This window comes from Streptomyces flavochromogenes (genome assembly GCF_000717595.1).
In the GTDB taxonomy this organism is placed as follows: domain Bacteria; phylum Actinomycetota; class Actinomycetes; order Streptomycetales; family Streptomycetaceae; genus Streptomyces; species Streptomyces flavochromogenes.
On record NZ_JNZO01000002.1, the window covers coordinates 35,134 to 60,832 of the forward strand.

Consider the following 25,699-nt stretch of genomic DNA (forward strand, 5'->3'; position numbering starts at 1 on the left):
TGGGTGGCCAGGGGACCGGTGCCGGGGTGCCGGTGCAAGGTGGCCCGGGAACAGGTGCCGGGGCGGCGTCGCCGGGTGGCCCGGAGTCGATCGCTACGGGTGCTCGCGCAGCAGATCCGCCAGATCCTGGTCCCAGTCCAGGTACTGGTGCTCGCGGCCGGCCGGCACCAGGTGCTGCGAGCGCTCCAGGAAACGGCGCAGTTCCGATGTCCGGACATGAACCATGGCCACGCCTTCCGGGGCATGGAACTCGACCACCGTGCGGTCGTACCCGTACGGACGGAGGCGTACGTCCCCGACGCCGGCCGGGCGTTCGACGCCCTGGACGAGCAGCTCACGCGCGAAGGCCCAGGAGACCTCGACGCCCTCCAGGGTCGCCGGAGGAGGGAACGCCATGCTCACGGCGTACGGGTCCTCGCGGTCGTACCGCAGGGTGGCGGGGACGGTCTCCATCCGCGGAGCGGATGCGACCAGACGGGCCTGGACGGCCTGCTCGATGACGGCGGACACGACCGGCTCCTTTCACGCGGACTTCGGATCCTGTGCGTCTCCCCGACACCAGGGCACCTGACACCTGACAAGACGAGCGGAGCGGCCGGAACGTGCACTCCGGATGTGCGTGAGCTGCGTCACGGATGCGCCAAGGACCGCGCACGGCGCCGCGGTGCACGGATCGCCGCAGGTCAGAACAGGTCAGCGCGCTTCGGGTACGTCGTCGTCCGGCTCTGCGCAGGGACCGGAGTGGTCGCAGTACGGCCGGTTTCCGGAGGCTCCGCAGCCGCAGAGCATGACCCGGGTCTCGTGCCGGTCGCCGTACGCGCCGCTCACGAGCAGGTCCCCGCGCATCACGAGCTGACCGGACGGCGTCCGGCGGACGGAGGTGGGGGAGTCGGGGTGCTCGACGGAGCCGTCCGCCGGGTGGTACTGCAGCGCCCCGGAGGGGCACCGGCGGACGACCTCCGCCACCAGACCGGCCTCGGCGGCGTCGGGCAGCACCCACGGACGCCGGGAGAGATCGAAGACCTCGGGCAGCCCGTGCACGCACTCGGCCGCGTGCAGACACCGGCGCGGCTCGAACGTGACGGTGATGCCCTCGCCCTCGTACTCCTTGAGCTTCGGCGTCTCGTCGGGCGCTCGCTCGCTCGTACGGTCGGTCATGGCACCCAGCCTAGGAACGCCGGGCGGGGGACGCACCCTGGACGGGGAGGGGCCGGGGGCACTAGCTTCCGGCGCCATGACGTCCATGGGGAACACGAGACGAATGATGTCGGTGGGACTGATCGGGGCGGCGCTCGCGCTGACCCTGGCCGCGCCCGCGCGAGCCGGGGAGACCCCCACGGCGGCGACCGACAGGAACGCGGCGGGCTGGGAGCTGACGCCGACCGGTACCGACGCCCGATTCCGCGGGCTCGCGCCCGTCGACCGCAGGACGGCCTGGGCCGCGGGCTCCAAGGGCACGGTGCTGCGGACCACCGATGGCGGCCGGAGCTGGCGAAACGTCTCGCCGCCGGGGGCGGGCGAGCTGGAGTTCCGTGACGTGGAGGCGTTCGACGCACGCGGGGCCGTCGTCCTCGCCATCGGAGAGGGCGAGGCCTCGCGCGTGCTGCGTACCGAGGACGGCGGCGCCACCTGGACCGAGTCCTTCCGCAACACCGATCCGCGGGCCTTCTACGACTGCATGACCTTCTTCGACCGCCGGCACGGACTCGCCATGAGCGACCCGGTCGACGGCAGGTACCGCATCCTCGCCACCCGCGACGGAGGCCGCTCCTGGCAGGTGCTGCCGAACGCCGGGATGCCGGACGCGCTCCCCGGAGAGGCCGGCTTCGCCGCGAGCGGCCAGTGCCTGGTGTCGGCCGGGCCGCGGGACGTGTGGCTGGCGACCGGCGGCGGCGCCACCGCGCGCGTGCTCCACTCCTCCGACCGGGGGCTGACCTGGACCGCCACCGTCACGCCGTTCCCGGCGGGGGACCCGGCCCGTGGCGTCTTCGGCCTCGCCTTCCGCGACCGCGCGCACGGCATCGCCGTCGGCGGCGACTACCGCAAGGACCAGCCGTCCCCGCAGGCCGGCGCGGTCACCGGGAACGGGGGCCGCACCTGGCGTGCCTCGGCCACGCCGCCGCCCGCGTACCGCTCCGGCGTCGCCTGGCTCCCGCACAGCAGGAACGCGGCGCTCGCCGTCGGGCCGACCGGCACGGACCTCACCACCGACGGCGGCCGCACCTGGCGCACGGTCGACACCGGCTCGTACGACACGGTGGACTGCACGCCGGACGGCTCCTGCTGGGCGGCGGGCGAAAAGGGCAGGATCGCCCGACTGGACCGCCACTGACCGGAAGGCCTTCAGCCCGCTGGGCCGCCACTGACCGGAAGGCCTTCAGGAGGGGCCGTCAGGCAGGATCACCGGGCCGTCAGGAAGGCCGTGCTCAGGAGGGAAGCTGCTCCCGGAACGCCGCGAGCCCCTCGGCGGTCTTGGTCGCGTAGAACTCCGTGATCCGGTACGCGCAGACGCCCTCGACGCTGAACGGGTCGGCCGCCACGATCTTCTCGATCTCCGCGCGGTCGACCCCGGCGGCCAGGATCACACCGCCGTCGCGCGGGTTCTTGCGCCCCGAGGCGACGATGACGCCTGCGGCGTACTGCGCGTCGAGCCACTCGATGTGCGCGTCGAGCAGCGCGTCCACGCGCTCGACCGGCGCGGTGTAGGTCAATTCCAGAACGAACATGATCGCCAGGCTACCGGGCGGGCCGCGGACCCCGGTGGACCGTTCCACCCCCCGGACGGCGCTTTCCGGGGCACGGGGCCGGGAGCCGGCCGGCGGGCGCCCATAGGGTGGCCCGCATCATGACGATCATCGAGATTCCGGCGGGCTGGCCCGCCGACGAGCCCACCGCCCGGGCCGTCCAGCAGGAGCTGAGCGGACGCCTCGTACGCGACGAGGAGGGGCCGGCGGTCGGCATGGGCCACGTCACGGGGCTCGACGTGGCCTACGACGACGAACGCGATCTCGTCGCCGCCGCGGCCGTCGTCCTGGACGCGCGGACCCTGGAGGTGGTGGAGGAGGCCACGGCGGTCGGCCGGGTCTCGTTCCGGTACGTCCCCGGTCTGCTCGCCTTCCGGGAGATCCCGACGGTCCTCGCGGCGCTCGACCGCCTGACCGCCGACCCCGGCCTGCTCGTCTGTGACGGCTACGGCCTCGCCCACCCCCGTCGCTTCGGTCTCGCCAGCCACCTCGGGGTGCTCACGGGCCGGCCGTCGATCGGTGTCGCGAAGAACCCGTTCACCTTCACCTACGAGCAACCCGGCCCGGAACGCGGCGACTTCGCCCCGCTCCTGGCGGCCGGCGAGGAGGTCGGCCGGGCCCTGCGCACCCGGGCCCGGGTGAAGCCGGTCTTCGTCTCGGTCGGCCACCGGGTCTCCCTGCCCAACGCCTGCGCCCACACCCTCCACCTCACCCCCCGCTACCGCATCCCCGAGACGACCCGCCACGCGGACTCCCTGTGCCGCAGCGCGCTGAGGGATGCCCTCGGCGAAGCCTGATGCCCGAGGGGCACCTCCCGAGTACGCCGAACGGCAAGCTGAGTACCTGTACGGATACCGGGTCGTGCGCGGGCCCGGCAGAGTGGGGTGCATGACAACACCCCTTTCCGTTTCGTCGCGTTCCGCGGGGCGCGGCCCGAACTCGTACCTCGTCGGGGCCGTTCCGGTCGTCCCCGCCCGGGTCCGCGCCATGCCGTACGTTCTCGCCGACGGGGCCTCGGTGTGATCGGGCGTCTGCGGTGCCTCGTTCTCGACTGCCCGGACGCCTGGGAACTCGCCGATTTCTACCGGCAGTTGATCGGCGGTGAGGTGGACAGTCCCGAGGCCCGGTGGGCCGTCGGCGAGGGGTCCGCCGTGTTGCGTGGTGACGGCGGTCCGGTGCTCGCCTTCCAGAGCGTGGCCGACCACCGGCCGCCCGTCTGGGGTGCGCCCGAGCAGCAGTTCCATCTCGACGTGCGGGTCGACGACCTCGATGCCGCACACGAGGCCGTCCTCGCGCTCGGGGCCGAGCCGCTCGACGACGGCGGTGGTGACGCGGCCTGGCGGGTCTACGCCGACCCCGCCGGTCACCCCTTCCGCCTCGTACGGCCCTGACCCCTCCCGTACCGCCCGGGCCGCTCAGCCCCGGTGCGCCACTCGGAAGCGGATGCCCGCCGACCGCAGCCGCCCGATGAGCGCGTCGCCCATCGCCACCGCCGTCGTCACCTGGCCCGACGTCTTCGGCAGCGGGTCGAAGGCGAGGCTGAGCGCCGACTCGGCGAGCATCTTCGCCGTCTCGTCGTACCCCGGGTCACCGCCCGAGACCTCGGTGAACACCCGGCGTCCGCCGCCCTCGCCGACGAAACGCACCGAGAACCAGCTGCGGGCCCGCCGCTCGGAGGACGGTCCTTGTCCCGCCTGGTATCGCTCCATCAACCAGGCGCGGACCGGGGGAAGTTGGGCCGCGGCCACACTCGCACCGATGGCCGCGGTGCCCCCGAGGGCCATCGGGAGCGTCTTCACGGAGGCGTAGTGCCGGTAGCGGAAGTCCGGCCCGTACCGGTCCAGGGCCGCCGCCGAACGGGCCACGACCTGCGGATCGAGCGTCGGCAGCGGCAGCGCCCAGGTCCCGGTCTCCCGGCTGAACCTCGGTCCGCCCAGCGGCGCGCGCGCCCGGCGCCCGACCAGCCGCGGTTCGTGCAGCCGCCGTTCGTGCGCCGCCCGCAGAATCTCCCGGCCCCGGCCGAACGCCGTCAGCGCGGACGCGAAGGTGCCGCCGGAGAACTGCGCCCCTGCCCGGACGAAGCCGTCCACCCGGAGCGGTACGTCCTCCGGGAGCTGCTGGACGGTGAAGTACGCGCCCAGGTCGTGCGGGACGGAGTCGAATCCGCAGGCGTGCACGATGCGGGCGCCGGTCTCCCTGGCGCGCGCGTCGTGCCGGACGTAGGTCAGGTCGACGAACTCGGCCTCGCCGGTCAGGTCCACGTAGTCCGTCCCCGCCTCGGCGCACGCGCCGACGAGCCCGTCGCCGTACCAGACGTAGGGGCCGACCGTCGTGGCCACCACCCGGGTGGACTCGGCGAGTTCACGCAGCGAGCCGGGGTCGGCGGCGTCCGCGACGACCAGCGGCAGCTCGGCGCAGTGCGGCCACCGGGCCGCGAGCCGCTCGCGCAGCGCCGTGAGTCCGGCCCGGTTGCGGCCCGCGAGCGCCCAGCGGCACTCCGCGGGCGCGTGCGCGGCCAGATACCCGGCGGTGAGTTCGCCGACGAATCCGGTCGCCCCGAAGAGGACCACGTCGTAGGCCCGTCCCGCGTCCGCCCCTGTGTCCATACAGACCCTCATTTCGGCCGTACCGCGCCGCCGTGCGCGGTTCTCGTCGTCGGCGGAGGATAGCGGGTCCCGCACCGCGTCCCGCCGCCGCCCTACTCCCGAGTACCTGTCCCGGGTAACCGTCGGTACACCCACCTTCCCGCTCCGGTATCTTCCGAGCGCTTGCTCGGCCGGGGGGCTTGTGCCGAGTGGAACACGTTCCTAGCATCTCCGGTGTTACATCATTGGTGTCACACACGCCTGGGGGCTCGATGAGCACGACGCACACCGCCGGGAACGGCCCGCTCACCGGGGTACGCGTGGTCGAACTCGCCGGCATCGGGCCCGGCCCCTTCGCCGCGATGCTCCTCGCCGACCTCGGCGCCGACGTCGTCCGCGTCGACCGCCCCGGCGGTCCCGGCCTGGGCATCGACCCCGCCCGCGACCTCACCAACCGCAACAAGCGCTCGGCCGTCGTCGACCTCAAGGCGCCGGACGGCCCCGCCACCGTCCTCGACCTCGTCGAACGCGCCGACATCCTCATCGAGGGCTACCGGCCCGGCGTCGCCGAACGCCTCGGCGTCGGCCCCGACGCCTGCCTCGCCCGCAATCCGCGCCTCGTCTACGGCCGGATGACCGGCTGGGGCCAGGAGGGGCCGCTCGCCGCGACCGCCGGACACGACATCGGCTACATCGCGATCACCGGCGCCCTCGGCATGATCGGCCCCGACCCCGACGGCCCGCCCACCATCCCCGCCAACCTCGTCGGCGACTACGCGGGCGGTTCCCTCTACCTCGTCGTCGGCGTCCTCGCCGCCCTCCAGCACGCCCGCGCGCACGGCGAGGGCCAGGTCGTCGACGCGGCGATCGTCGACGGCACCGCCCACCTCACCACCATGATCCACGGCATGCTCGCCGCCGGCGGGTGGCAGGACAGGCGGGGCGTCAACCTCCTGGACGGAGGCTGCCCCTTCTACGGCGTCTACGAGACCTCCGACGGCGGCCACATGGCGGTCGGCGCCCTGGAGGAGCAGTTCTACGCGGAGTTCGTCCGTCTCCTCGGCATCGAGGAGATCGCCCCCGCCCGCCGCGACTTCGGGCGTTGGCCCGAACTGCGCAAGGCCGTCGCCGACCGCTTCCTGAGCCGTACCCGTGAGGAGTGGACCGCCGTCTTCGACGGCAGCGACGCCTGCGTCGCCCCCGTCCTCTCGATGCGCGAGGCCCCGGCCCACCCCCACCTCGCCGCCCGCGGCACCTTCACCGAGCAGGGCGGCATCGCCCAGCCCGCCCCCGCGCCCCGCTTCTCCGCCACCCCCGGCACCCTCCGCAGGGGGCCCGCCCTGCCCGGCGCCGACACCGCCGAGGTGGCCCGCGACTGGGCCGTACCCGCCCTGGAGCGCCCGGCCAGGACCCAGGAGTCCGAGGCGTGAACCGCCCGGCCCGGACGACCCGGGAGTCCGACGCGTGAACCGACCGACCCAGACCCAGGAGACCGCCGTATGAAGCGCCAGCTCTACACCGCCGACCACGAGGCCTTCCGGGCCACCGTCCGCGCCTTCCTGGAGAAGGAGGTGCTGCCCCACTACGAGCAGTGGGAGAAGGACGGCATCGTCTCCCGCGAGGTGTGGCTCGCCGCCGGACGGCAGGGCCTCCTGGGCATCGCCGTCGACGAGGAGTACGGCGGCGGCGGCAATCCCGACTTCCGCTACGCGTCCGTCCTCGCCGAGGAGTTCACCCGGGCCGGCACCCCCGGGCTCGCCATCGGCCTGCACAACGACATCATCGGCCCGTACCTCACCTCGCTCGGCACCGAGGAGCAGAAGCGGCGCTGGCTGCCCGGCTTCTGCTCCGGCGAGACCGTCACCGCCATCGCCATGACGGAACCCGGCGCGGGCTCCGACCTCCAGGGCATCCGTACGACCGCCGAGGATCGCGGCGACCACTGGATCCTCAACGGCTCCAAGACCTTCATCTCCAACGGCATCCTCGCCGACCTCGTGGTCGTCGTCGCCCGGACCACCCCCGAGGGCGGCGCCCACGGCCTCTCCCTCCTCGTCGTCGAGCGCGGCGCGGAGGGCTTCGAGCGCGGCCGTAACCTCGACAAGATCGGCCAGAAGTCCCAGGACACCGCCGAACTGTTCTTCAACGACGTCCGCGTCCCCAAGGAGAACCTGCTCGGCGAGCTCAACGGCGCCTTCGTCCACCTGATGACCAACCTCGCCCAGGAACGGATGGCCATCGCCGTCGCCGGCATCGCCGCCGCCGAACACCTCCTGGAGATCACCACCACCTACGTCAAGGAGCGCGAGGCCTTCGGACGTCCGCTCTCCCGGCTCCAGCACATCCGCTTCGAGATCGCCGAGATGGCCACCGAGTGCGCCGTCACCCGCACGTTCGTCGACCGCTGCATCGAGGAGCACAGCGACCCGGACGGGGCCGGACTCGACGCCGTCCACGCCTCCATGGCCAAGTGGTGGGCGACCGAACTCCAGAAGCGGGTCGCCGACCGCTGTCTGCAACTGCACGGCGGGTACGGCTACATGAGCGAATTCCCGGTCGCGCGCGCCTACACCGACGGCCGGATCCAGACCATCTACGGCGGTACGACCGAGATCATGAAGGAGATCATCGGCCGTTCCCTCCTCGGCTGACGGCCCCCTTCCCCGTTCCCCTCCCGGTTCCCCCCCGTTCCACCCACCCTCATCGCCCTCATCGCGAAAGGCTTCCCGTGAGCACCGAAGCGTACGTGTACGACGCGATCCGCACCCCGCGCGGACGCGGCAAGGCCAGCGGCTCCCTGCACGGCACCAAGCCGATCGACCTGGTCGTCGGCCTCATCCGGGAGATCCAGACCCGGAACCCCGGCCTCGACCCGGCCACCATCGACGACATCGTCCTCGGCGTCGTCGGCCCCGTCGGCGACCAGGGCTCCGACATCGCCCGGATCGCCGCCATCGCCGCCGGACTTCCCGACACCGTCGCCGGCGTACAGGAGAACCGCTTCTGTGCCTCCGGTCTCGAAGCGGTCAACATGGCCGCGATGAAGGTCCGCTCCGGCTGGGAGGACCTCGTCCTCGCCGGCGGCGTCGAGTCCATGTCCCGGGTGCCGATGGCCTCCGACGGCGGCGCCTGGTTCGCCGACCCGATGACCAACCTGGACACCAACTTCGTCCCGCAGGGCATCGGCGCCGACCTCATCGCCACCATCGAGGGCTTCACCCGCCGCGACGTCGACGAGTACGCGGCCCTCTCCCAGGAGCGCGCCGCGGCCGCCGTCAAGGACGGCCGCTTCACCCGCTCGATCGTCCCCGTGAAGGACCGCGCGGGACTGACCGTCCTCGATCACGACGAGTTCCTGCGCCCCGGCACCACCGCCGACTCCCTCGCCCGGCTCAAGCCCTCCTTCGCCGACATCGGCGAGCTCGGCGGCTTCGACGCCGTCGCCCTGCAGAAGTACCACTGGATCGAGGAGATCGACCACGTCCACCACGCCGGCAACTCCTCCGGCATCGTCGACGGCGCCTCCCTCGTCGCCATCGGCTCGAAGGAGGCCGGCGAGCGGAACGGCCTGGCCCCGCGCGCGCGGATCGTCTCGGCCGCCGTCTCCGGCTCCGAGCCGACCATCATGCTGACCGGCCCCGCGCCGGCCGCCCGCAAGGCCCTCGCCAAGGCCGGTCTCACCATCGACGACATCGACCTGATCGAGATCAACGAGGCCTTCGCCGCCGTCGTCCTGCGGTTCGTCAAGGACATGGGCATCACCCTGGACAAGGTCAACGTCAACGGCGGAGCCATCGCGCTCGGCCACCCGCTCGGCGCCACCGGCGCGATGATCCTCGGCACCCTCGTCGACGAGCTGGAGCGGCAGGACAAGCGCTACGGCCTGGCCACCCTCTGCGTCGGCGGCGGCATGGGCATCGCCACCGTCGTCGAGCGCGTCTGACCGTCCCGTCCGAACCCCCTCTTCACGGATCCACGGAGAAGCAGAGACATGAGCGAGAGCACCACCATCCGCTGGGAGCAGGACGCGACCGGGATCGTCACCCTCGTCCTCGACGACCCGAACCAGTCCGCCAACACCATGAACCAGGCCTTCCGGGCCTCGATCGTCGCGATCGCCGACCGCGTCGAGGCCGAGAAGGACTCCATCCGCGGCATCATCTACACCTCCGCGAAGAAGACCTTCTTCGCCGGCGGCGACCTCAAGGACATGGTCCAGGCGGGCCCCGAGCACGCCCAGGACATCTTCGACGGCGCCCTCGGGATCAAGAACGCGCTGCGTCGCATCGAGACCCTCGGCAAGCCCGTCGTCGCCGCGATCAACGGCGCCGCGCTCGGCGGCGGCTACGAGATCGCCCTCGCCTCCCACCACCGCGTCGCCCTCGACGCCCCCGGCTCCAAGATCGGCCTGCCCGAGGTCACCCTCGGCCTGCTGCCGGGCGGCGGCGGCGTCGCCCGCACCGTCCGCCTCATGGGGATCGCCGACGCCCTGCTGAAGGTGCTGCTCCAGGGCACCCAGTACACGCCCCGGCGCGCCCTCGACAGCGGCCTCGTCCACGAGGTGGCCGCAACCCCCGAGGAGATGATGGCCAAGGCCATCGCCTTCATCGACGCCCACCCCGAGTCCCGGCAGCCCTGGGACGTCCCCGGCTACCGGATCCCCGGCGGCACCCCGTCGAACCCGAAGTTCGCCGCCAACCTCCCCGCCTTTCCCGCGAACCTGCGCAAGCAGCTCAACGGCGCGCCCTACCCGGCGCCGCGCAACATCCTGGCCGCCGCGGTCGAGGGCTCCCAGGTCGACTTCGAGACGGCACAGGTCATCGAGTCCCGCTACTTCACCGAGCTCGTCATCGGGCAGACGGCGAAGAACATGATCCAGGCGTTCTTCTTCGACCTCCAGGCCGTCAACTCCGGAGCAAGCCGCCCGAAGGGCGTCGAGCCCCGTCCGGTCCGCAAGGTCGCCGTCCTCGGCGCGGGCATGATGGGCGCCGGCATCGCGTACTCCTGCGCCCGCGCCGGCATCCAGGTCGTCCTCAAGGACGTCTCCGCCGATTCCGCGGCGAAGGGCAAGGCCTACTCCGAGGCGCTCTGCGCCAAGGCGGTCAAGCGCGGCCGTACGACCCGGGAGAAGGCCGACGCCCTTCTCGCCCGGATCACCCCGACCGCCGAGGTCCGGGACCTGGCGGGCTGCGACGCGGTCATCGAGGCGGTCTTCGAGGACACGGCGCTCAAGCACAAGGTGTTCCAGGAGATCCAGGCCGTCGTCGAGCCCGACGCGCTGCTCTGCTCCAACACCTCGACCCTGCCGATCTCCGTCCTCGCCGAGGGCGTGGAGCGCCAGAGCGACTTCATCGGGCTGCACTTCTTCTCGCCCGTCGACAAGATGCCGCTCGTCGAGATCATCAGGGGCGAGCGGACCGGCGACGAGACGCTCGCCCGCGCCTTCGACCTGGTCCGGCAGATCAACAAGACGCCGATCGTCGTCAACGACTCGCGCGGCTTCTTCACCTCGCGGGTGATCGGCCACTTCATCAACGAGGGCGTCGCCATGGTCGGCGAGGGCGTCGAGCCCGCCTCGGTCGAGCAGGCCGCCGCGCAGGCCGGCTACCCGGCCAAGGTCCTCTCCCTGATGGACGAGCTGACCCTGACCCTCCCGCGGAAGATCCGCAACGAGACGAAGCGGGCGATCGAGGAGGCCGGCGGAACCTGGACCAGCCACCCGGGCGAGGCCGTGATCGACCGCATGGTCGACGAGTTCGGCCGCCCCGGACGCAGCGGCGGCGCGGGCTTCTACGAGTACGGCGAGGACGGCAGGCGCGGGAAGCTCTGGCCCGGCCTGCGCGAGCACTTCGCCAAGCCCGGGTACGAGATCCCGTTCCGCGACATGCAGGAGCGGATGCTGTTCTCCGAGGCGCTGGACACCGTCCGGCTCCTGGAGGAGGGCGTCCTCACCTCGGTCGCCGATGCCAACATCGGCTCCATCATGGGCATCGGCTTCCCCGCCTGGACGGGCGGCGTGCTTCAGTACATCAACGGATACGAGGGTGGTGTCGCGGGCTTCGCCGCCCGGGCCCGCGAGCTGGCCGAGACCTACGGCGAGCGGTTCGCCCCGCCCGCGCTCCTGGTGGAGAAGGCCGAGCGGGGAGAGGTCTTCACCGACGCGTGACGGCCACCGGGGGCCGGTGCCCGGCCGGCCCCCTCACCGACGCCTGAACGCCGTCCGCAGCTCCTCGCTCAGGGAACGCTGGAAGGCCGTGAGGAGGGCCTGGACCACCATCGGCTGCATGTGCGCCGAGAGCGACCTCATCGCGCTCAGGTGGTCCGGGTCCTCCCCGCTCTCCCGGTACGGGCTCCACACCTCGTCCCGGAAGAGCCGGGAGAGCTCCTGCGCGGCGGCGCGCGCGTGCTCCAGGAGAACGGTGCGGGAAGCGAGGATCGTCTCGTGCTCGATGGGCACGTCGAGCAGCTCGACGCCGAGCCGCAGCAGGGACCCGTCGAGCCGGAAGGTGTCGTCGTCGGCGGTCCGGTCGAGCACGCCCATCGCGGCCAGCCGGTCCACGTCCCGCTCGGTCAGCTCCCGCCCGGCCCGCCGCTCCAGCTCGCGCCGGGTGATGGACTCGGCGGACTCCGGCGCCCAGGAGGCGACCAGGGCCCGGTGGATGGCCAGGTCCTGCGCGCTGAGGTCGGGCGGCAGCTGCTCCAGGTACCGCTCGATGGCGGCCAGCGTCATCCCCTGCCGTTGGAGCTCCTCGATGAGCGCGAGGCGCGACAGATGGCCCTGCCCGTAGTGCCCGACCCGCCGCGCCCCGATGACGGGCGGCGGAAGAAGCCCGCGGGTCCCGTAGAACCGCACGGTCCGCACCGTGACGCCGGCCCGTGCGGCCAGCTCGTCGACGGTGTAGCTGGGCCCGCCCTCCTCGTCGCTCCCGACGCCCATCCGAGGTGCCTCGCTTCCGATCCACAGCCGAATCCGGCCGCTGAGGCCGACCTGGACAGTATTGCTGTCTCACCAGAGCTGTAAAAGACCATTCACGGTTCCCGGATGGTCCCGCCGGTGCCGGTTGCAGCGGCGAACGGCGCGTGGCGGTCGTCCACCGGCTCAAGGTCCGCCCCATCGTCGGCCTGGAACGCTTCCGCCCCGGAGGCGTTGTCGGTGCGGCGCCGTAGCGTGATCGTCATGAACGGGATCACGTACGTCCGGGGGGACGCGACCGCGCCGCAGGCCAAGGGCGTCAAGATCGTCGCGCATGTCTGCAACGATCTCGGGGGCTGGGGCAGGGGCTTCGTCCTGGCGGTCTCACGCCGCTGGGACGAGCCGGAGACGGCCTACCGCCGGTGGCACCGCGAGCGCGCGCACAACGACTTCGGCCTCGGCGCCGCGCAGTTCGTCCAGGTGGAGCCGTACGTCTGGGTGGCCAACCTGGTGGGCCAGCGGGGGATGCGCACCGGCCGCAGCACCGGCGTGCCCGTGCGGTACGAGGCGATCGACGCCGCCCTCGGGCGGCTCGCCGACAAGGCGGTCGCCCTGGGGGCCTCCGTGCACATGCCGCGCATCGGCTGCGGGCTCGCGGGAGGCTCCTGGCAGCGGGTCGAGCCCCTCGTGGGCCGACGGCTCGTGGAGCGGGGGATACCGGTCACCGTGTACGACTTCGGCGCGTAACGGGCGGTGGACCGGGCCGTCGTGGGGAATGTCGGTCCCGGCGGCTAGAGTCTGCGCCTGTTCGAACTGGGGGCACGGGAACAGGGGAGTCAGATGTACACGCAACTCAGGGAGACGGCTGACGAGTTGGCCGGAGTCCTGTGGCGGGAGCACACCGTCTACCGGGAGCGGGGCGGCGGTGTGGTCATCCGGGGCGATCATGTGCGCCGCTGGATAAGCCTCGGTCCCACCGGGGGCAAGGACCAGGCACTGCTCCGTGCCGGGCGGCTCCTCGACGGAGGCACCACCGCCCCTGCCCGTACCGAGGTGGTCGTGGACCTGAAGGCCGGCACCGCCGAGCTCGCGGCGGTCTGCCGGCGGATGCTCGCCGAGGTCGCCGCCGTCGCGGAGCCCGCCCCGGCGCAGGCGAGGCGGGCGGGGCGGACGTCCGAGCCGGGCAAGCCGGGCAAGGAGGGAAAGCCGGGCCGCGCGGCGCGTGCCGCCCGACCCGGCCGGCCCCGCAGGGAGCGGCACACGAGCCTGGGTTCCTTCGTCGTGCTGCTCTGTGTCGCCGGGGTCCTCGGTGCCTGGCTCTACAGCCTCTTCGGCGGCGGATACGGGTACTGACACCCGGCGCCCGGCGCCCCTGCCCTCCGGTCGGCTCAGAAACCGGTGACAGGGTAGTGGTCGCTGAGGTTGGTGTACGTGTAGCTCGTGCCCCAGCTGGAGACCGTCCACGGGGCGCTCTTCTCCAGGACCACGTGGTTGGACCAGTTCGCGGGCCGGGCGTTCCCCGAGCGGTAGAGGACGTAGTCGAGGTCCTCACGAGGGTCGTCCGGGTAGCGCTCGGAGGCGATCGAGTTCAGGTCGGTGTCGAAGGAGTACGGGTGGCCGGTGCGGGCGTCGGCCCCCGCCAGGCCCGCGTCGGCGAGCATCGTGCCGTACTCGGGCGTGTGCGAGTCGACGTTCATGTCGCCGGCGACGATCACCTGCTCGTTCGCCGGGATGCTCTTGGCGTCGAGGAAGGCGTCGATCGCCTTGAACTGCCGGCTGCGCATCTGCGCCGCCTCGCCCGCCGAGCAGCCCGGGTCGGTGGACTGGGCGTGGGTGCCGACGACGTGGACCTTGCTGCCGTTCACGTCGAGCACGGCGTAGGCGAAGCCCTTGTTCGACCACCAGTCGGCACCGCAGGCGTCCTTGTAGACGTGCTGCTCCTTGCGGATGATCGGCCACTTGCTGAGGATCGTCACCCCGCCGTCCTCGGGGGTGGTCGAGGAGTAGGAGCCGCCGGTGGCGTCCCAGCCGCTCTTGCTACGGCCCACGATCGGGGTCTGGTGCGGGTACTGGCCGGCGGAGTTCGCCTTGAGGGCGTCCGAGGCGGAGTTGTCGAAGGCCTCCTGGACGACGACGACGTCCTGGCCCTGGTACCAGGGGGCGGCGGGGATCGCCTTGGCCCGGTGGTCCTGGCCCCAGTTCGGGTAGAGCGTCTTCGAGAAGAGGAACGCGTTGTACGTGAGCACCTTCAGCCGCGGGGCCTCGGCGGCCGCCCCCGCGGAGGCGGCGGTCGCGCCCGGAGCGGTCGCGGCCAGGGTGGCCGCGGCGAGGGCCAGGGACAGGGCGGCGCCAGGGGCGCGGCGGAGCGCGGCGAACGACACAGGAACTCCCATGAGGGTGTGGGGGGTTGTGCTGGCGCGGCACATACAATCAGTCAGGGTTACCTTCCGGTAGCCTTTGGGTGCCGGGAATCTGGCCCCGTCCGCACGAACGCGACAACTCTCGCCGGGGAGCCCGAATTGTCGCTTTTTCTAGCAGGTAGAATGCGCGCATGACCCTCGCTTCGAACTCGACTGTCTTCAAGATGGACCTCGGTCCGCTCAACCCTGTCTGGGCGGAGCTCATCCTCGGCCTGGTGCTGTTCGCCCTCACCTTCCTCATCCTGGCGAAGGGCATCCTGCCGAAGATCCGGCGCACCCTCGACGAGCGCGAGGACGCCATCGACGGCGGCACCGAGCGCGCCGACGACCTGCGCTCCGAGGCCACGCAGATCCGCGAGCAGTACGAGGCCGAGCTGGCCGAGGCCCGCCACGAGGCCGCCCGTATCCGCTCCAAGGCCGTCGAGGAGGGCTCGGTCGCCATCGCCGCCGCCCGTGCCGAGGGCAACGCCGAGCGCGAGTCGATCATCGCCGCCGGTTCCGCCAAGATCGCCGAGGAGCGCGCCGCCGCCGAGCGCGAGCTCAACGCCGATGTCGACGCCTGGGCCCACGCCCTCGCCGCCCGTATCGTCGGCGAGCCGGTCGGCGCCGACCGCGGCTGACCCGTACTCCCCGCAAGGGGCCGTCACCAGGGGCCGAAACGCCCGGGTGACGGCCCCTTCGTCGTGGGTGCAGCCTGGAGTGTGAGGAGAGAGCTCATGGAGCATGTGACGTCAGGCGATCAGGCCCCCGGCGGGGGCGATCCGGTGCCGCCGCCCGTCGGCGGCGTGCTGTGGAGCGTCGCCGGGGACATCCGGGCGCTCCTGATGCTGCCCGCCGCCCTCACGATGCAGGTCGCCCACCCCGCCATCGGCGCCGGCGTCGACGCCCACTCGGTCTTCCGCACCGATCCCTGGGGCCGCGGTGAACGCTCCCTGCGCTCGGTCCAGCTGTGGATCTACGGCGGCGAGGACGCCGCGCGGGAGGGGCGCCGCCTCCGGCAGCTGCACCGCGACATCCAGGGCACCGACGCCCACGGGCGCCGCTACCACGCGCTGACTCCCGCCTACTACTCCTGGGTGCACGCGACCGGCTTCCCCGTCTACGCGCACGGCCTCCGCCTCCTCGCCCGCCCCCTCACCGAGGCGCAGGAACGCCGGCTGTACGCCGAGTGGCTCCAGGTCGGCAGGATCCTCGGCATCCACGACCGGGACATGCCACAGACGATCGAGGAGTTCTGGCCGTACTACCGGAAGGTCCTCGCCGACGAGCTGGAGGCGACCGTCGTCGTCCGGGAGCTGCTCGACCCCGACCAGCCCGTGCCCGCCCCCGACCGGGGCCCGCTGCCGCTCCGGCTCGCCCTCCGGCTGCTCTGGCCGGTCCTGCGCCGCCCGTTCCTGCGGCTGCGCGCCTTTCTCACGGTCGGCATGATGCCGCCGGACGCCCGGGAGGCCATCGGTCTCGAATGGACGGACGCGCAGGAACGCGCGCTGCGCCGGTTCGCCCGGGTGGTCCGGCTGGTGGTCCCCGTCCTGCCGGAACGGCTGCGCTATCTGCCGCTGGCCCGGAAGGCCCGAGAGGCCGCCCGCCGCGCGAGGCGCTGACGGACGGCCGGGATGACAGGGGCCTGTACGGCTGTGGTGACCGTACGACCGGGGTGACCGTACGACCGGACCGGTCGTACGGCGGCCGGGGTGACCGGGGCCGTACGGCCGGACCGACCGCAGGCCCCGGTCACCGCACCGTTCAGTGGCCGCCGTGGTGCTCCGACTCGTGGACCGTGTTCGTCGCCGCGATCTTCTTCCAGGACTTCGGCTGGGCCGGCTTCGGCGCGCCCTTGGGGGCCGCCGAGCGCGCGGACGGGGCTCCGGACGCCGCCGGCGCCGCGGCCGGCGCGGACAGACCGGCCGCCGCCGCGGTCGAGGCGGCCGGCTTCGACGGCTCGTACAGCCAGGTGTCGAAGAGCTCGGCCAGCGGCTTGCCGGAGACCTTCTCCGCGTACCGCACGAAGTCGGCGACCCGCGCGTTGCCGTAGGCGAACTGCTGCGGCCAGCCCTTCAGGATCGCGAAGAAGTCCTCGTCGCCGATCTCGTTGCGCAGCGCCTGGAGGGCCAGCGCGCCCCGGTCGTAGACGGCGATGTGGAACTGGTTCTCCGCGCCCGGGTCACCCGGCTTCACCGTCCAGAACGGGTCCTCGGCCGTCCGCGTGGCGTACACGTAGTCCGCCAGCTCCTGGGCCGTGCCCTCGCCCTCCTTCTCCGACCACAGCCACTGGCTGTAGCGGGCGAAGCCCTCGTTGACCCAGATGTCCTTCCAGTCGCGGACGGACACGCTGTCCCCGTACCACTGGTGCGCCAGCTCGTGGACGACCACCGACACGTTCGCGCCGTTGGCGAACTGCCGCGGGCTGTAGAACGGACGGGTCTGCGTCTCCAGGGCGAAGCCGCTCGTCACGTTCGGCACGTACCCGCCGAGGGCGTTGAAGGGGTACGGCCCGAAGACCCCCTCCAGCCACTCCGCGACCTCGGTCGTGCGCTCGATCGAGGCGCGCGCGGCGCCGTCGTTGTCGCCGAGGTCCTTGCTGTACGCGTTGAGGACCGGCAGCCCGTTCGCCGTCCTGTCCGTCGTGATGTCGAACTTGCCGACGGCCAGCGTGGCCAGATACGTCGCCTGCGGCTTGTTGGAGCGCCAGTTGAAGCGGGTCCAGCCGAGGCGGGAGGACTGCGACTGCAGCACGCCGTTGCTGATGGCCTGGGTGCCGTCCGGCACCGAGACGGAGACGTCGAAGGTGGCCTTGTCCAGAGGGTGGTCGTTGGACGGGAACCACCAGGCGGCCGAGTCCGGCTCCTGCGCGGCGACACCGCCGTCGGGCGTGCGGGCCCAGGCCGTCCAGCCGTCGATCTTCACCTCGGAGGGCTTGCCCGCGTAGCGGACGACGATCGAGAGGGGCTTGTTCCTCTCCAGCGGGGTGGCCGGGGTGACCTCCAGCTCGTGGGAGCCCGAGGTGGCGAACTTCGCCACACGGCCGTTGACCCGGACCTCGCTGACCTTCAGGCCGAGGTCGAGGTTGAACCGGGAGAGGTTCTGCCTGGTGGTGGCGACGATCGTCGCCGTGCCCTCCAGCAGGTCCGTGGCGGGCTGGTACGTCAGACGCAGGTCGTAGTGGGAGACGTCGTAGCCGCCGTTGCCACTGGTGGGGTAGTAGGAGTCGCCGATGCCCGGGGCCCCAGGGGTGAAGTCGGCCGCCGATGCCGGGATCGCCAGCAGCAGGGAGGCCGCGAGGGCGCTCGGAACGATGATTCTGCGGTGCACAGGTGCTCCCCAAGTCATAAGAAAGTAAGACGCGCGGGTGGGCGTCGGTCCTTAGTTCGGACACTATTCAGTGCCCCGACGCACCGTCACGTCCAGAGGACCCCCTGTCACACGATCGCCATTCGGCCGACATGAACCCATCCGGCCCCGGAACCAACCGGAATCCCTCCTGATTGCCTCCGGCACTCTTTTGCACGGGAGTTGACCGGGGTACGTTCCCGCCCATGCCGATGCGAATGCGGAGAACCCGCGGAGCCCGACTGTCGTACGGAACCCTCGTGGCCGCGGCCACGGCCGCCCTGCTCGCGACCCTGGTCACGCCCGCGGGCGCCCGGCCGGAGCCCGCCAAGGCCACCGCGCTGCCCGCCTCGCTCTCGCCGACGGCGCGGGAGTCCCGGCCCGTTCACTCCTACGCCGACGCCATCCGCGAGTCCGTCTGGGTCGACACCGGACTCGACGGCGACGGAGACGGGCGCACGGACCGGGTCGCCGTCGACATCATCCGCCCCCGGGAGACCGCCGCGGCCGGCCGGAAGATCCCGGTCATCATGGATGCCAGCCCGTACTACGCCTGTTGCGGACGCGGGAACGAGAGTCAGAAGAAGACGTACGACGCCGACGGGAACCCGGTCCGGTTCCCGCTGTTCTACGACAACTTCTTCGTCCCGCGCGGCTACGCGTTCGTCGCCGTCGACCTCGCCGGCACCAACCGTTCCGACGGCTGCGACGACGTCGGCGGCCGCTCCGACGTCCAGTCGGCCAAGGCCGTCGTCGACTGGCTGAACGGCCGTGCCCGCGGCTACACCACCCGCACGGGGGACACCCGGTCCCGCGCCACCACCTGGAGCACCGGCAACGTCGGCATGATCGGCAAGAGCTGGGACGGGACCATCGCCAACGGCGTCGCCGCCACCGGCGTCGAAGGGCTGAAAACGATCGTTCCGATCGGCGCCATCTCCTCCTGGTACGACTACTTCCACTCCCAGGGCGCCCCGCTCTACAACGCCAGCCCGAGCTGGCTCTCCGAGTACGTCAACAGCCCCGAGGCGCAGGCCCGCTGCGGAGCCGTCCAGGACCGCATCACCGCCGGCACCCCGTACAGCGGCGACCGCACGGCCGCCTGGGCCGAGCGCGACCACGTGCGGAACGCGGGCAAGGTGAAGGCCAGCGTCTTCGTCGTGCACGGCCAACAGGACCTCAACGTGCGCGCGAACCAGTTCGGCCAGTGGTGGGACGCCCTCGGCGCCCAGGGAGTCGAGCGGAAGATCTGGCTCTCCCAGACCGGACACGTCGACCCCTTCGACTTCCGGCGCGCCGACTGGGTCCGCACCCTGCACCGCTGGTTCGACCACCACCTCCTCGGCTACGAGAACGGCATCGACCGTGAACCGGTCGCCGACATCGAACGCGCCCCGGACCGCTGGACCACCGACCGCCAGTGGCCGCCGCGCGGCACCACGACCACCACCCTGCGCCCCGCCCCCGGCACGGCACCGGGGCCCGGCGTCCTCGGCCGCGCGCCCGCCGCCCCCGGCTCCACCGCGACCTTCACCGACGACCCCGGTCTCGGCGAGCTCGACTGGGCGGCCCGGATCGACGGCGCGACCCCCGAGAAGGCCGGGTTCGTCACCCGACCCCTCTCCCGCGACCTGCGGATCTCCGGCTCCTCGAAGGTGACGGTCACCGCCACCCCGACCACCGCCACCGCGCACCTCTCCGCCGTCCTCGTGGACCTCGGACCGGACACGATCCGCGACTACGGGGCCGCGGGCGAGGGCATCACCACCCTCACCGACCGCACCTGCTGGGGCGCGAGCACCCCCGGTGACAGCGCCTGCTTCAAGGAGACCGAGGCGCGCACGGCGGACGTCGGGTACACGGTCGTCAGCCGGGGCTGGGCCGATCTCGGCACCTGGGCCGACCCGCGCGAGGAACGCCCGCTGACCCCCGGCAGGGCGTACACGATGACCCTGGACCTCGCCGCCACCGACCACGTCGTCCCGGCCGGACACCGCCTCGCCCTGATCGTCGGCGGTACCGACAAGGACCTGCTCGACCCTCCGTCGACCACCCCGACCCTGACCCTCGACCTCGCCCGCACCTGGGCGAAGCTGCCGCTGGTCGGCGGCGCCGAGGCCTTCGGCCGGGCCACCTCGGGGCCCTACCGGGCCGTGCCCTCGCTCACCCCCGTCGCCCCCTCGCCGAGCGCCGCCGTACCGCCGGCCGCCGTCGCCGGACCGCGCCTGCCGGGATTCGGAGCCGCCCGATGAACCCCCCGAGCGGACACCGGAGTTCCCGGCGCACCCTCGCCCTCGTGGCGGCCGCCGCCGCCCTCGCCCTGCCGCTCGTCACCGTCCCGGCGAAGGCCGCGGACAGCGCCCCCGTGAAGCCGCTGCCGCGCACCGGGTTCGAGACGAGCGGGGGTGCCCGATGGACCACCGAGGCCGAGGAGCGGGACTTCCTCGCGGCCGTCGACCGGGCCGGCGCACGGCTCTCGCTGCGGGTCATCGGCACCACCGCCCAGGGCCGCCCGCTCCGGCTCGCCTCCCTCGGTACGGGCCGCACCACGGTGCTGCTCGTCTGCAGCCAGCACGGTGACGAGCCCGCGGGCCGGGAGGCCTGTCTGAGCACGGTGCGGGACCTCGCCTTCGCCCAGGACCGGGAGACCCTGCGTTTCCTCGCCCGGACGACCCTCCTCGTCGTGCCCACCGCCAACCCCGACGGCCGGGAGGCCGACACCCGGGGCAACGCCGACGGCGTCGACGTCAACCGCGACCACATCGCCCTGCGCACCGCCGAGGCGCGTGCGGTCGCCGCCGTCATCCGCGACCGGAAACCCGAACTCGTCTACGACCTGCACGAGTACGGGGCCACCCCCCGGTACTACGACAAGGACCTGCTCGCCCTCTGGCCGCGCAGCCTCGACGCCGACCCGCACGTCCACGACGAGTCACGGACCCTCTCCGAGGAGTACGTGCGGCCCGCCGCCGGGCTCGCCGGATACAGCAGCGGCATCTACGGCATCTGGACCGACCCCCTCACCGGCAAGCCGCTCAAGCAGGTCGCGGGCGACGGCCAGGAGCGGATCCTGCGGAACACCGCCGGGATCAAGCACTCCGTCGGCCTGCTCGTGGAGACCCGGGTGGACGCCTTCGACGAGGCCGAGCAGAACGACCCGGCACGCAACCACCGGCGCCGTGTCGCCACCCAGCACGCCGCCCTGGAAGGCGCCTTCGACTACCTCGACGAGCGGCGCGGACCGCTCACGGCCGCCACCTCCGCCGCCCGGCGCGCCGGATACGCCGACCGGGGCCCGGTCTTCCTCGGCGGCGCCGACAACGACCCGGCGGAGGCGTCGGAGATCCTCGCCGACCCGCCCTGCGGCTACCGGCTGTCCGCCGCGCAGTACGCGGAGGCGGGCGACGAACTCGCCCTGCACGGCCTCGCCGTGCGGCCGGAGGGTACGGGAGTGTTCGTTCCTCTCGCCCAGTCGCGGCGCGCGCTCGTGCCGCTGCTCCTGGACGGGCGGGCCACCTATCACCTCGTCAGTGGGAGTCCTGTGGAGGAGTGTTGACGATCACGTGCCCCAGGGGCCGGGGTGGCGTGAATCCATCGTTTGCCGAGGTAAAGTTACCCACTGGTACTGACCATGCCTCGAACAGGTCCCCACGGCCTGGAAGTTGGAGAAAACCATGCGCACCACCACGACCGCACGTCGTGTCCTCACGTCCGTGCTCGCCACGACGCTGCTCGCCGGCGGCGTGCTGCTCGGGCAGACCGTGACCGCCGAGCCCGCGGCCGCGGCCAAGATGACCTGCAACATCACGCAGCTGAGGCACGACGCCCAGAAGGAGCGCAACCGCGCCGCGCAGCTCAGGGGCCTCGGCGCCCACGCGGAGGCCCGCAAGGCCCTCGCCAACGCCAACGCCCTGGAGACGCGCGCCCGTCAGTGCGAGGACGCTGAGAACAACAACAAGCCCCCGCTCTGGAAGTAGCAGAACGCGCCGGGCAAGCGATCCGGTGAGCAAACGCGGGGCGGGTGCTGTCCGAAAGGGCAGCACCCGCCCCGCGGCCGTTCTCACGCCTCCGCCAGCTCCGCCGCCCGCTCCGCGCAGCCCCAGGCCACCGTCACACCCGCGCCCCCGTGCCCGTAGTGGTGCACCAGGCGCCCACCGCCCGGCAGCGGCACCGCCTCGATCCGGACCCCGCCCACCCGCGCCGGCCGCAGGCCCACCCGGTGACCGAGCACCCGCGCCCCCGCGATCTCCGGCCGCACCCGCGCGCATCTGGCCACGATCGCCGCCGCCGTCGCCGGATCGGGCACCGTCCGCTCGTCGCCCTCCTCGGCCGTCCCGCCCAGGACCAGCCGCCCCGGCTGCGGGAAGAAGTACGTCGTCTCGCCGGCCGCCGCGTCCGCCGAGGTGAACCACTCCTCGATCCCCGGGTTCTCCACCAGGACCAACTGCCCCCGCACCGGCCGCAGTGCGGGATCCGGTACGAGTTCCCGCGCCGCGGCCCCCGTGCAGTCGACGACCACCCGCGCCCCGGCGGCCGCCTCCGCGAAGCCGGTGACCGTACGCCGCTCGAAGACCCCGCCCGCCGCCTCGAACCGGCCCCGCAGCCACGCCAGATGGACCGGCATGTCGATCAGGGGCAACCGCGCCGCGAGACCCACGTCGTACGGCCCCGGCACCTCCTCGGGCGTCAGCTGCCGAAGGCCCGGCACCTCCCGCGCCCAGGAGCCGAGCCCGTCCAGGACGGTGTCCGCGTGGACCCCGGTCACCCAGCGCACCCCCGTGCGCTCCGGATCAGCGGCGAGTTCCCCGTACACCCGCAGCGAGACCAACGCCCAGGCGCCCGCCTCCTCCTCGGGCTCGATCCGGTACGGCCACCACAGGGCTCCGGCCACCGCCGAGGTCGTCGCCGTCACCTCGTCCCGCGACCAGACCCGCACCCGAAGGCCGCGCTCCGCCAGCGTCACCGCGGTCGTCAGACCGACGACCCCGCCACCCACCACGATCACGTCGCTCTCCATGCCCGGGACCGTACCGGGACCGGGACATTTCCGGGACGGACCAGCCATGGAACGACGACCCCGACCGGGGAATGCTGGACGGCATGCCGGCCGTGTACACGACTCTCGACCTCGCCCCCGCCGTCCTCCCGGACGGTGGTGGTGTCCTTCCCGGGGCCTTCGCCCGCCCCCGCCCCGAGGACGTCGACCTCGTCGTCGACGGCAGGGCGCTGCTCCACCGGCTCGACGAGTCCGAGGGCGCCGACACGGTCTCGCCGCTGGCGGGCGACCTTCCGCCCGCCCTCCGCGCCGAGCACGTCCGCGCACTCCTCGACCCGGCCGCGGCCGCGGGCCCCGCGGCCTCGCTCCCGGGCGGCCGCCGGGTGATCTACTCCTGCCCCGACTGCGAGGACCTCGGCTGCGGGGCCGTCACCGCCGTGGTCGAGCACGACGGCGAGGACGTCGTCTGGCGCGACTTCGCCTGGCAGACCGGCCCCACCGCGGACCCGGCCCGCGAGGGCTACCCCGGGGTCGGCCCGTACCGCTTCCACCGGGCGGCCTACCGGACCGTCCTGCGCCGCCTCGGAACGGAGCCCCGGACCGAGCCCCGGACCGAGCCCGTGACGGAGAGCCGCGCGCGGTCCCGGGTCGAGCCCGTGACGGAGGCTCTCCCGGAGCTCGTGACGGGGGCCCGGACGAAGGCCACGGTGGAGCCCGCGACGGGGCCCCGCACCCGGCCCCGGGCCGAGCTCGCGACGGAGGCTCCCTCGGAGCCCGTGACGGCGCCCCGCACGCGGCCCCGGGGCGAGCCCCTGACGGAAGCACGCGGGTAGCCCTCATCCGTAGCCCCGTGTGGAGCCCCACATCCGTAGCCGCGTGCGGGCCCCGCACGCGGTCCCGCCGCGGCTCCGGACGGCGCCCCGCCCGGAGGTACCCGCCCCGCCCACCCTGACCGGGGCGGGGCGCGTCCGCCGTCGCCTAGGATTCGTACCCTGATGACTGCAACCCTCGTCGCCAAGGACCTCGCCGCCGGCCACGGCGAACGCACCCTCTTCGCCGGGCTCGACCTCGTCGTCGCCCCCGGCGACGTCATCGGCCTCGTCGGTGTCAACGGCGCCGGCAAGTCGACCCTGCTGCGGCTGCTCGCCGGGCTCGACACCCCGGAGGAGGGGGAGCTCCGGCTCTCCCCGCCCACCGCCGCCGTCGGCCACCTCCCGCAGGAGCCGGAGCGGCGCGTGGGGGAGACCGTGCGGGAGTTCCTCGCCCGGCGCACCGGCGTCGCCGCCGCCCAGACGGCGATGGACGAGGCCACCCAGGGCCTCGTCGACGGCACGCCCGGCGCCGACGACGCGTACGCGATCACCCTGGAGCGCTGGCTGAACCTCGGCGGCGCCGACCTCGACGAGCGCGCCGAGGAGGTCGCCGACTCGCTCGGCCTCACCGTCGGCCTCGACCAGCCGATGACCTCCCTCTCCGGCGGTCAGGCGGCCCGCGCCGGCCTCGCCTCCCTGCTGCTCTCCCGCTACGACGTCTTCCTGCTCGACGAGCCCACCAACGACCTCGACCTCGACGGGCTCGAGCGCCTCGAAGGCTTCGTGAAGGGGCTGCGCGCCGGCACGGTCGTCATCAGCCACGACCGCGAGTTCCTCACCCGTACGGTCACCAAGGTCCTCGAACTCGACCTCGCCCAGCAGCAGATCACCCTGTACGGCGGCGGTTACGAGGCCTACCTGGAGGAGCGGGACAGGGCCAGGCGGCACGCGCGCGAGGACTTCGAGGAGTACGCGGGCAAGAAGGCGGCTCTCGAAGCGCGCGGTCACATGCAGCGCTCCTGGATGGACAAGGGCGTCAGGAACGCCCGCCGCAAGTCCACCGACAGCGACAAGCTCGGCCGCAACGCGCGCAGCGAGGCCAGCGAGAAGCAGGCCGCGAAGGCCCGCCAGACCCAGCGCATGATCGAGCGCCTCGACGTCGTCGACGAGCCCCGCAAGGAGTGGGAGCTCCGCATGGAGATCGCGGCCGCTCCGCGCTCCGGCTCGGTCGTCGCCACCCTCCGCGAGGCCGAGGTGCGCCGCGGCGACTTCTCCTTCGGCCCCGTCACCCTGCAGATCGACTGGGCCGACCGGGTCGCCGTCACCGGGGCCAACGGCGCCGGGAAGTCGACCCTGCTCGCCGCCCTGCTCGGCCGGCTGCCGCTGGACTCCGGGGACGCGGTCCTCGGCTCGGGCGTCGTCGTCGGCGAGGTCGACCAGGCCCGCAAGCTCTTCCACGGTACGGAGTCGCTCCTGGAGGCGTTCTGCGCGGCCGTGCCGGAGACGGAGCCCGCCGAGGTCCGTACCCTGCTGGCCAAGTTCGGCCTCAAGGCCGTGCACGTGATGCGGCCCGCCACCACGCTCTCCCCGGGAGAGCGGACCCGCGCCGCGCTCGCCCTGCTCCAGGGCCGGGGCGTGAACCTGCTCGTCCTCGACGAGCCGACCAACCACCTGGACCTGCCCGCCATCGAGCAGCTGGAGTCCGCGCTCGACTCGTACACCGGCACGCTGCTGCTCGTCACCCACGACCGGCGGATGCTCGACGCGGTCCGCACCACGCGGCGCGTCGAAGTCGCCGACGGCAAGGTCACCGAGCTCTGATGACGGCCTCGCACAGGGCGGGCCGGCGCCGGCTCCTTGGAGCGACGGCCGCGCACGGGGCACGGCGGGCCGCGACGGCCG

The 25,699-nt window shown here is 72.9% G+C and carries 26 protein-coding genes; 17 read left to right on the top strand and 9 right to left on the bottom strand.

Annotated features, from left to right (window positions below; genetic code table 11):
• Positions 1-93 precede the first annotated feature (93 nt).
• Entirely contained in the window at positions 94-510 is a 417-nt protein-coding gene (gene ssgD, locus IF00_RS0102220) for a spore wall synthesis regulator SsgD (RefSeq protein WP_030313606.1), read from the bottom strand.
• 183 nt (positions 511-693) lie between these two features.
• Positions 694-1,158, bottom strand: a complete 465-nt coding sequence (locus IF00_RS0102225; protein WP_030313608.1) for a (4Fe-4S)-binding protein — start codon at positions 1,156-1,158, stop codon at positions 694-696.
• A gap of 76 nt (positions 1,159-1,234) precedes the next feature.
• On the opposite strand from IF00_RS0102225, the gene IF00_RS0102230 reads away from it, so the two are divergent.
• Entirely contained in the window at positions 1,235-2,332 is a 1,098-nt protein-coding gene (locus IF00_RS0102230; RefSeq protein ID WP_209439723.1) for a WD40/YVTN/BNR-like repeat-containing protein, read from the top strand.
• Positions 2,333-2,426: 94 nt separating this feature from the next.
• On the opposite strand, the gene IF00_RS0102235 is transcribed toward IF00_RS0102230, so the two are convergent.
• Positions 2,427-2,726 (bottom strand): YciI family protein, encoded by a 300-nt coding sequence (locus IF00_RS0102235; protein WP_030313612.1) that lies wholly within the window; start codon positions 2,724-2,726, stop codon positions 2,427-2,429.
• A 119-nt stretch (positions 2,727-2,845) separates the two neighbouring features.
• On the opposite strand from IF00_RS0102235, the gene IF00_RS0102240 reads away from it, so the two are divergent.
• The 3 genes from IF00_RS0102240 (at position 2,846) to IF00_RS0102245 (ending at position 4,135) form a co-directional block, all read left to right on the top strand.
• The gene (locus IF00_RS0102240; protein WP_030313614.1) at positions 2,846-3,541 is read left to right on the top strand and encodes an endonuclease V; all 696 of its coding nucleotides are present in this window, start codon (positions 2,846-2,848) and stop codon (positions 3,539-3,541) included.
• A 91-nt stretch (positions 3,542-3,632) separates the two neighbouring features.
• Entirely contained in the window at positions 3,633-3,767 is a 135-nt protein-coding gene (locus IF00_RS47575) for a hypothetical protein (protein WP_280922601.1), read from the top strand.
• Positions 3,764-4,135, top strand: coding sequence for a VOC family protein (locus tag IF00_RS0102245; RefSeq protein ID WP_030313617.1), 372 nt, complete (start codon positions 3,764-3,766; stop codon positions 4,133-4,135). Before IF00_RS47575 ends, IF00_RS0102245 begins: the two co-directional genes overlap by 4 nt.
• Positions 4,136-4,159: 24 nt before the next feature.
• On the opposite strand, the gene IF00_RS0102250 is transcribed toward IF00_RS0102245, so the two are convergent.
• Positions 4,160-5,350: a saccharopine dehydrogenase family protein gene (locus tag IF00_RS0102250; RefSeq protein ID WP_030313619.1), complete on the bottom strand. Its 1,191-nt coding sequence runs from the start codon at positions 5,348-5,350 to the stop codon at positions 4,160-4,162.
• 251 nt (positions 5,351-5,601) lie between these two features.
• Here IF00_RS0102250 and IF00_RS0102255 point away from each other — a divergent pair, with 251 nt between their 5' ends.
• The 4 genes from IF00_RS0102255 to IF00_RS0102270 all read left to right on the top strand — a co-directional run bounded on the left by IF00_RS0102255 (position 5,602) and on the right by IF00_RS0102270 (position 11,495).
• Complete coding sequence (locus IF00_RS0102255) at positions 5,602-6,759, top strand: CaiB/BaiF CoA transferase family protein (protein WP_030313621.1); 1,158 nt, start codon at positions 5,602-5,604, stop codon at positions 6,757-6,759.
• 69 nt (positions 6,760-6,828) lie between these two features.
• Complete coding sequence (locus IF00_RS0102260) at positions 6,829-7,980, top strand: acyl-CoA dehydrogenase family protein (RefSeq protein ID WP_030313623.1); 1,152 nt, start codon at positions 6,829-6,831, stop codon at positions 7,978-7,980.
• Between the two features lie 77 nt (positions 7,981-8,057).
• The gene (locus tag IF00_RS0102265) at positions 8,058-9,272 is read left to right on the top strand and encodes an acetyl-CoA C-acetyltransferase (protein WP_030313625.1); all 1,215 of its coding nucleotides are present in this window, start codon (positions 8,058-8,060) and stop codon (positions 9,270-9,272) included.
• 48 nt (positions 9,273-9,320) lie between these two features.
• The gene (locus IF00_RS0102270; RefSeq protein WP_030313626.1) at positions 9,321-11,495 is read left to right on the top strand and encodes a 3-hydroxyacyl-CoA dehydrogenase NAD-binding domain-containing protein; all 2,175 of its coding nucleotides are present in this window, start codon (positions 9,321-9,323) and stop codon (positions 11,493-11,495) included.
• Positions 11,496-11,528: 33 nt separating this feature from the next.
• On the opposite strand, the gene IF00_RS0102275 is transcribed toward IF00_RS0102270, so the two are convergent.
• Both IF00_RS0102275 and IF00_RS46360 read right to left on the bottom strand, forming a co-directional pair.
• Entirely contained in the window at positions 11,529-12,266 is a 738-nt protein-coding gene (locus IF00_RS0102275) for a MerR family transcriptional regulator (RefSeq protein WP_030313628.1), read from the bottom strand.
• Between the two features lie 92 nt (positions 12,267-12,358).
• Entirely contained in the window at positions 12,359-12,508 is a 150-nt protein-coding gene (locus IF00_RS46360; RefSeq protein ID WP_209439724.1) for a hypothetical protein, read from the bottom strand.
• On the opposite strand from IF00_RS46360, the gene IF00_RS0102285 reads away from it, so the two are divergent.
• Together IF00_RS0102285 and IF00_RS0102290 are read left to right on the top strand one after the other, a co-directional pair.
• Positions 12,507-12,989, top strand: a complete 483-nt coding sequence (locus IF00_RS0102285) for a macro domain-containing protein (protein ID WP_030313630.1) — start codon at positions 12,507-12,509, stop codon at positions 12,987-12,989. The genes IF00_RS46360 and IF00_RS0102285 overlap by 2 nt on opposite strands.
• A gap of 93 nt (positions 12,990-13,082) precedes the next feature.
• Entirely contained in the window at positions 13,083-13,595 is a 513-nt protein-coding gene (locus tag IF00_RS0102290; protein ID WP_030313632.1) for a hypothetical protein, read from the top strand.
• 35 nt (positions 13,596-13,630) lie between these two features.
• Here IF00_RS0102290 and sph read toward each other — a convergent pair whose 3' ends face one another.
• Positions 13,631-14,635 (bottom strand): sphingomyelin phosphodiesterase, encoded by a 1,005-nt coding sequence (gene sph, locus IF00_RS0102295; RefSeq protein WP_030313633.1) that lies wholly within the window; start codon positions 14,633-14,635, stop codon positions 13,631-13,633.
• A 158-nt stretch (positions 14,636-14,793) separates the two neighbouring features.
• Between sph and IF00_RS0102300 the strand changes: the two genes are divergently transcribed.
• Together IF00_RS0102300 and IF00_RS0102305 are read left to right on the top strand one after the other, a co-directional pair.
• Positions 14,794-15,282, top strand: coding sequence for a F0F1 ATP synthase subunit B family protein (locus IF00_RS0102300; RefSeq protein WP_030313635.1), 489 nt, complete (start codon positions 14,794-14,796; stop codon positions 15,280-15,282).
• 96 nt (positions 15,283-15,378) lie between these two features.
• The gene (locus IF00_RS0102305) at positions 15,379-16,263 is read left to right on the top strand and encodes an oxygenase MpaB family protein (protein ID WP_051819696.1); all 885 of its coding nucleotides are present in this window, start codon (positions 15,379-15,381) and stop codon (positions 16,261-16,263) included.
• 142 nt (positions 16,264-16,405) lie between these two features.
• Here the strand turns inward: IF00_RS0102305 and IF00_RS0102310 are convergent, their stop codons facing one another.
• The gene (locus tag IF00_RS0102310; protein ID WP_030313640.1) at positions 16,406-17,971 is read right to left on the bottom strand and encodes a M1 family metallopeptidase; all 1,566 of its coding nucleotides are present in this window, start codon (positions 17,969-17,971) and stop codon (positions 16,406-16,408) included.
• 224 nt (positions 17,972-18,195) lie between these two features.
• On the opposite strand from IF00_RS0102310, the gene IF00_RS0102315 reads away from it, so the two are divergent.
• From IF00_RS0102315 to IF00_RS0102325, 3 genes are all read left to right on the top strand, one after another.
• Positions 18,196-20,241 (top strand): Xaa-Pro dipeptidyl-peptidase, encoded by a 2,046-nt coding sequence (locus tag IF00_RS0102315; protein ID WP_388308167.1) that lies wholly within the window; start codon positions 18,196-18,198, stop codon positions 20,239-20,241.
• Positions 20,238-21,545: a M14 family metallopeptidase gene (locus tag IF00_RS0102320; RefSeq protein ID WP_030313644.1), complete on the top strand. Its 1,308-nt coding sequence runs from the start codon at positions 20,238-20,240 to the stop codon at positions 21,543-21,545. The genes IF00_RS0102315 and IF00_RS0102320 overlap by 4 nt, the downstream gene beginning before the upstream one ends.
• Before the next feature lie 118 nt (positions 21,546-21,663).
• Positions 21,664-21,966, top strand: coding sequence for a hypothetical protein (locus IF00_RS0102325; protein ID WP_030313646.1), 303 nt, complete (start codon positions 21,664-21,666; stop codon positions 21,964-21,966).
• Between the two features lie 83 nt (positions 21,967-22,049).
• Here the strand turns inward: IF00_RS0102325 and IF00_RS0102330 are convergent, their stop codons facing one another.
• Positions 22,050-23,006: an FAD-dependent oxidoreductase gene (locus IF00_RS0102330; protein ID WP_030313648.1), complete on the bottom strand. Its 957-nt coding sequence runs from the start codon at positions 23,004-23,006 to the stop codon at positions 22,050-22,052.
• An 83-nt stretch (positions 23,007-23,089) separates the two neighbouring features.
• Between IF00_RS0102330 and IF00_RS42510 the strand changes: the two genes are divergently transcribed.
• Both IF00_RS42510 and IF00_RS0102340 read left to right on the top strand, forming a co-directional pair.
• On the top strand, positions 23,090-23,818 hold the full coding sequence (locus IF00_RS42510) for a hypothetical protein (protein WP_158710423.1): 729 nt from the start codon (positions 23,090-23,092) through the stop codon (positions 23,816-23,818).
• Positions 23,819-23,980: 162 nt separating this feature from the next.
• Complete coding sequence (locus IF00_RS0102340; RefSeq protein ID WP_030313652.1) at positions 23,981-25,618, top strand: ABC-F family ATP-binding cassette domain-containing protein; 1,638 nt, start codon at positions 23,981-23,983, stop codon at positions 25,616-25,618.
• Positions 25,619-25,699 lie beyond the last annotated feature (81 nt).

Coding starts and splice junctions, on each gene's coding strand:
- IF00_RS0102315 (WP_388308167.1), top strand. CDS start 18,196: ATGCCGATGCGAATGCGGAGAACCCGCGGAGCCCGACTGTCGTACGGA.
- IF00_RS47575 (WP_280922601.1), top strand. CDS start 3,633: ATGACAACACCCCTTTCCGTTTCGTCGCGTTCCGCGGGGCGCGGCCCG.
- IF00_RS42510 (WP_158710423.1), top strand. CDS start 23,090: ATGCCGGCCGTGTACACGACTCTCGACCTCGCCCCCGCCGTCCTCCCG.
- IF00_RS0102285 (WP_030313630.1), top strand. CDS start 12,507: ATGAACGGGATCACGTACGTCCGGGGGGACGCGACCGCGCCGCAGGCC.
- IF00_RS0102290 (WP_030313632.1), top strand. CDS start 13,083: ATGTACACGCAACTCAGGGAGACGGCTGACGAGTTGGCCGGAGTCCTG.
- IF00_RS46360 (WP_209439724.1), bottom strand. CDS start 12,508: ATGACGATCACGCTACGGCGCCGCACCGACAACGCCTCCGGGGCGGAA.
- IF00_RS0102275 (WP_030313628.1), bottom strand. CDS start 12,266: ATGGGCGTCGGGAGCGACGAGGAGGGCGGGCCCAGCTACACCGTCGAC.
- IF00_RS0102325 (WP_030313646.1), top strand. CDS start 21,664: ATGCGCACCACCACGACCGCACGTCGTGTCCTCACGTCCGTGCTCGCC.
- IF00_RS0102330 (WP_030313648.1), bottom strand. CDS start 23,006: ATGGAGAGCGACGTGATCGTGGTGGGTGGCGGGGTCGTCGGTCTGACG.
- IF00_RS0102240 (WP_030313614.1), top strand. CDS start 2,846: ATGACGATCATCGAGATTCCGGCGGGCTGGCCCGCCGACGAGCCCACC.
- IF00_RS0102225 (WP_030313608.1), bottom strand. CDS start 1,158: ATGACCGACCGTACGAGCGAGCGAGCGCCCGACGAGACGCCGAAGCTC.
- IF00_RS0102270 (WP_030313626.1), top strand. CDS start 9,321: ATGAGCGAGAGCACCACCATCCGCTGGGAGCAGGACGCGACCGGGATC.
- IF00_RS0102300 (WP_030313635.1), top strand. CDS start 14,794: ATGACCCTCGCTTCGAACTCGACTGTCTTCAAGATGGACCTCGGTCCG.
- sph (WP_030313633.1), bottom strand. CDS start 14,635: ATGGGAGTTCCTGTGTCGTTCGCCGCGCTCCGCCGCGCCCCTGGCGCC.
- IF00_RS0102255 (WP_030313621.1), top strand. CDS start 5,602: ATGAGCACGACGCACACCGCCGGGAACGGCCCGCTCACCGGGGTACGC.
- IF00_RS0102250 (WP_030313619.1), bottom strand. CDS start 5,350: ATGGACACAGGGGCGGACGCGGGACGGGCCTACGACGTGGTCCTCTTC.
- IF00_RS0102260 (WP_030313623.1), top strand. CDS start 6,829: ATGAAGCGCCAGCTCTACACCGCCGACCACGAGGCCTTCCGGGCCACC.
- IF00_RS0102320 (WP_030313644.1), top strand. CDS start 20,238: ATGAACCCCCCGAGCGGACACCGGAGTTCCCGGCGCACCCTCGCCCTC.
- IF00_RS0102305 (WP_051819696.1), top strand. CDS start 15,379: ATGGAGCATGTGACGTCAGGCGATCAGGCCCCCGGCGGGGGCGATCCG.
- IF00_RS0102340 (WP_030313652.1), top strand. CDS start 23,981: ATGACTGCAACCCTCGTCGCCAAGGACCTCGCCGCCGGCCACGGCGAA.
- IF00_RS0102230 (WP_209439723.1), top strand. CDS start 1,235: ATGACGTCCATGGGGAACACGAGACGAATGATGTCGGTGGGACTGATC.
- IF00_RS0102235 (WP_030313612.1), bottom strand. CDS start 2,726: ATGTTCGTTCTGGAATTGACCTACACCGCGCCGGTCGAGCGCGTGGAC.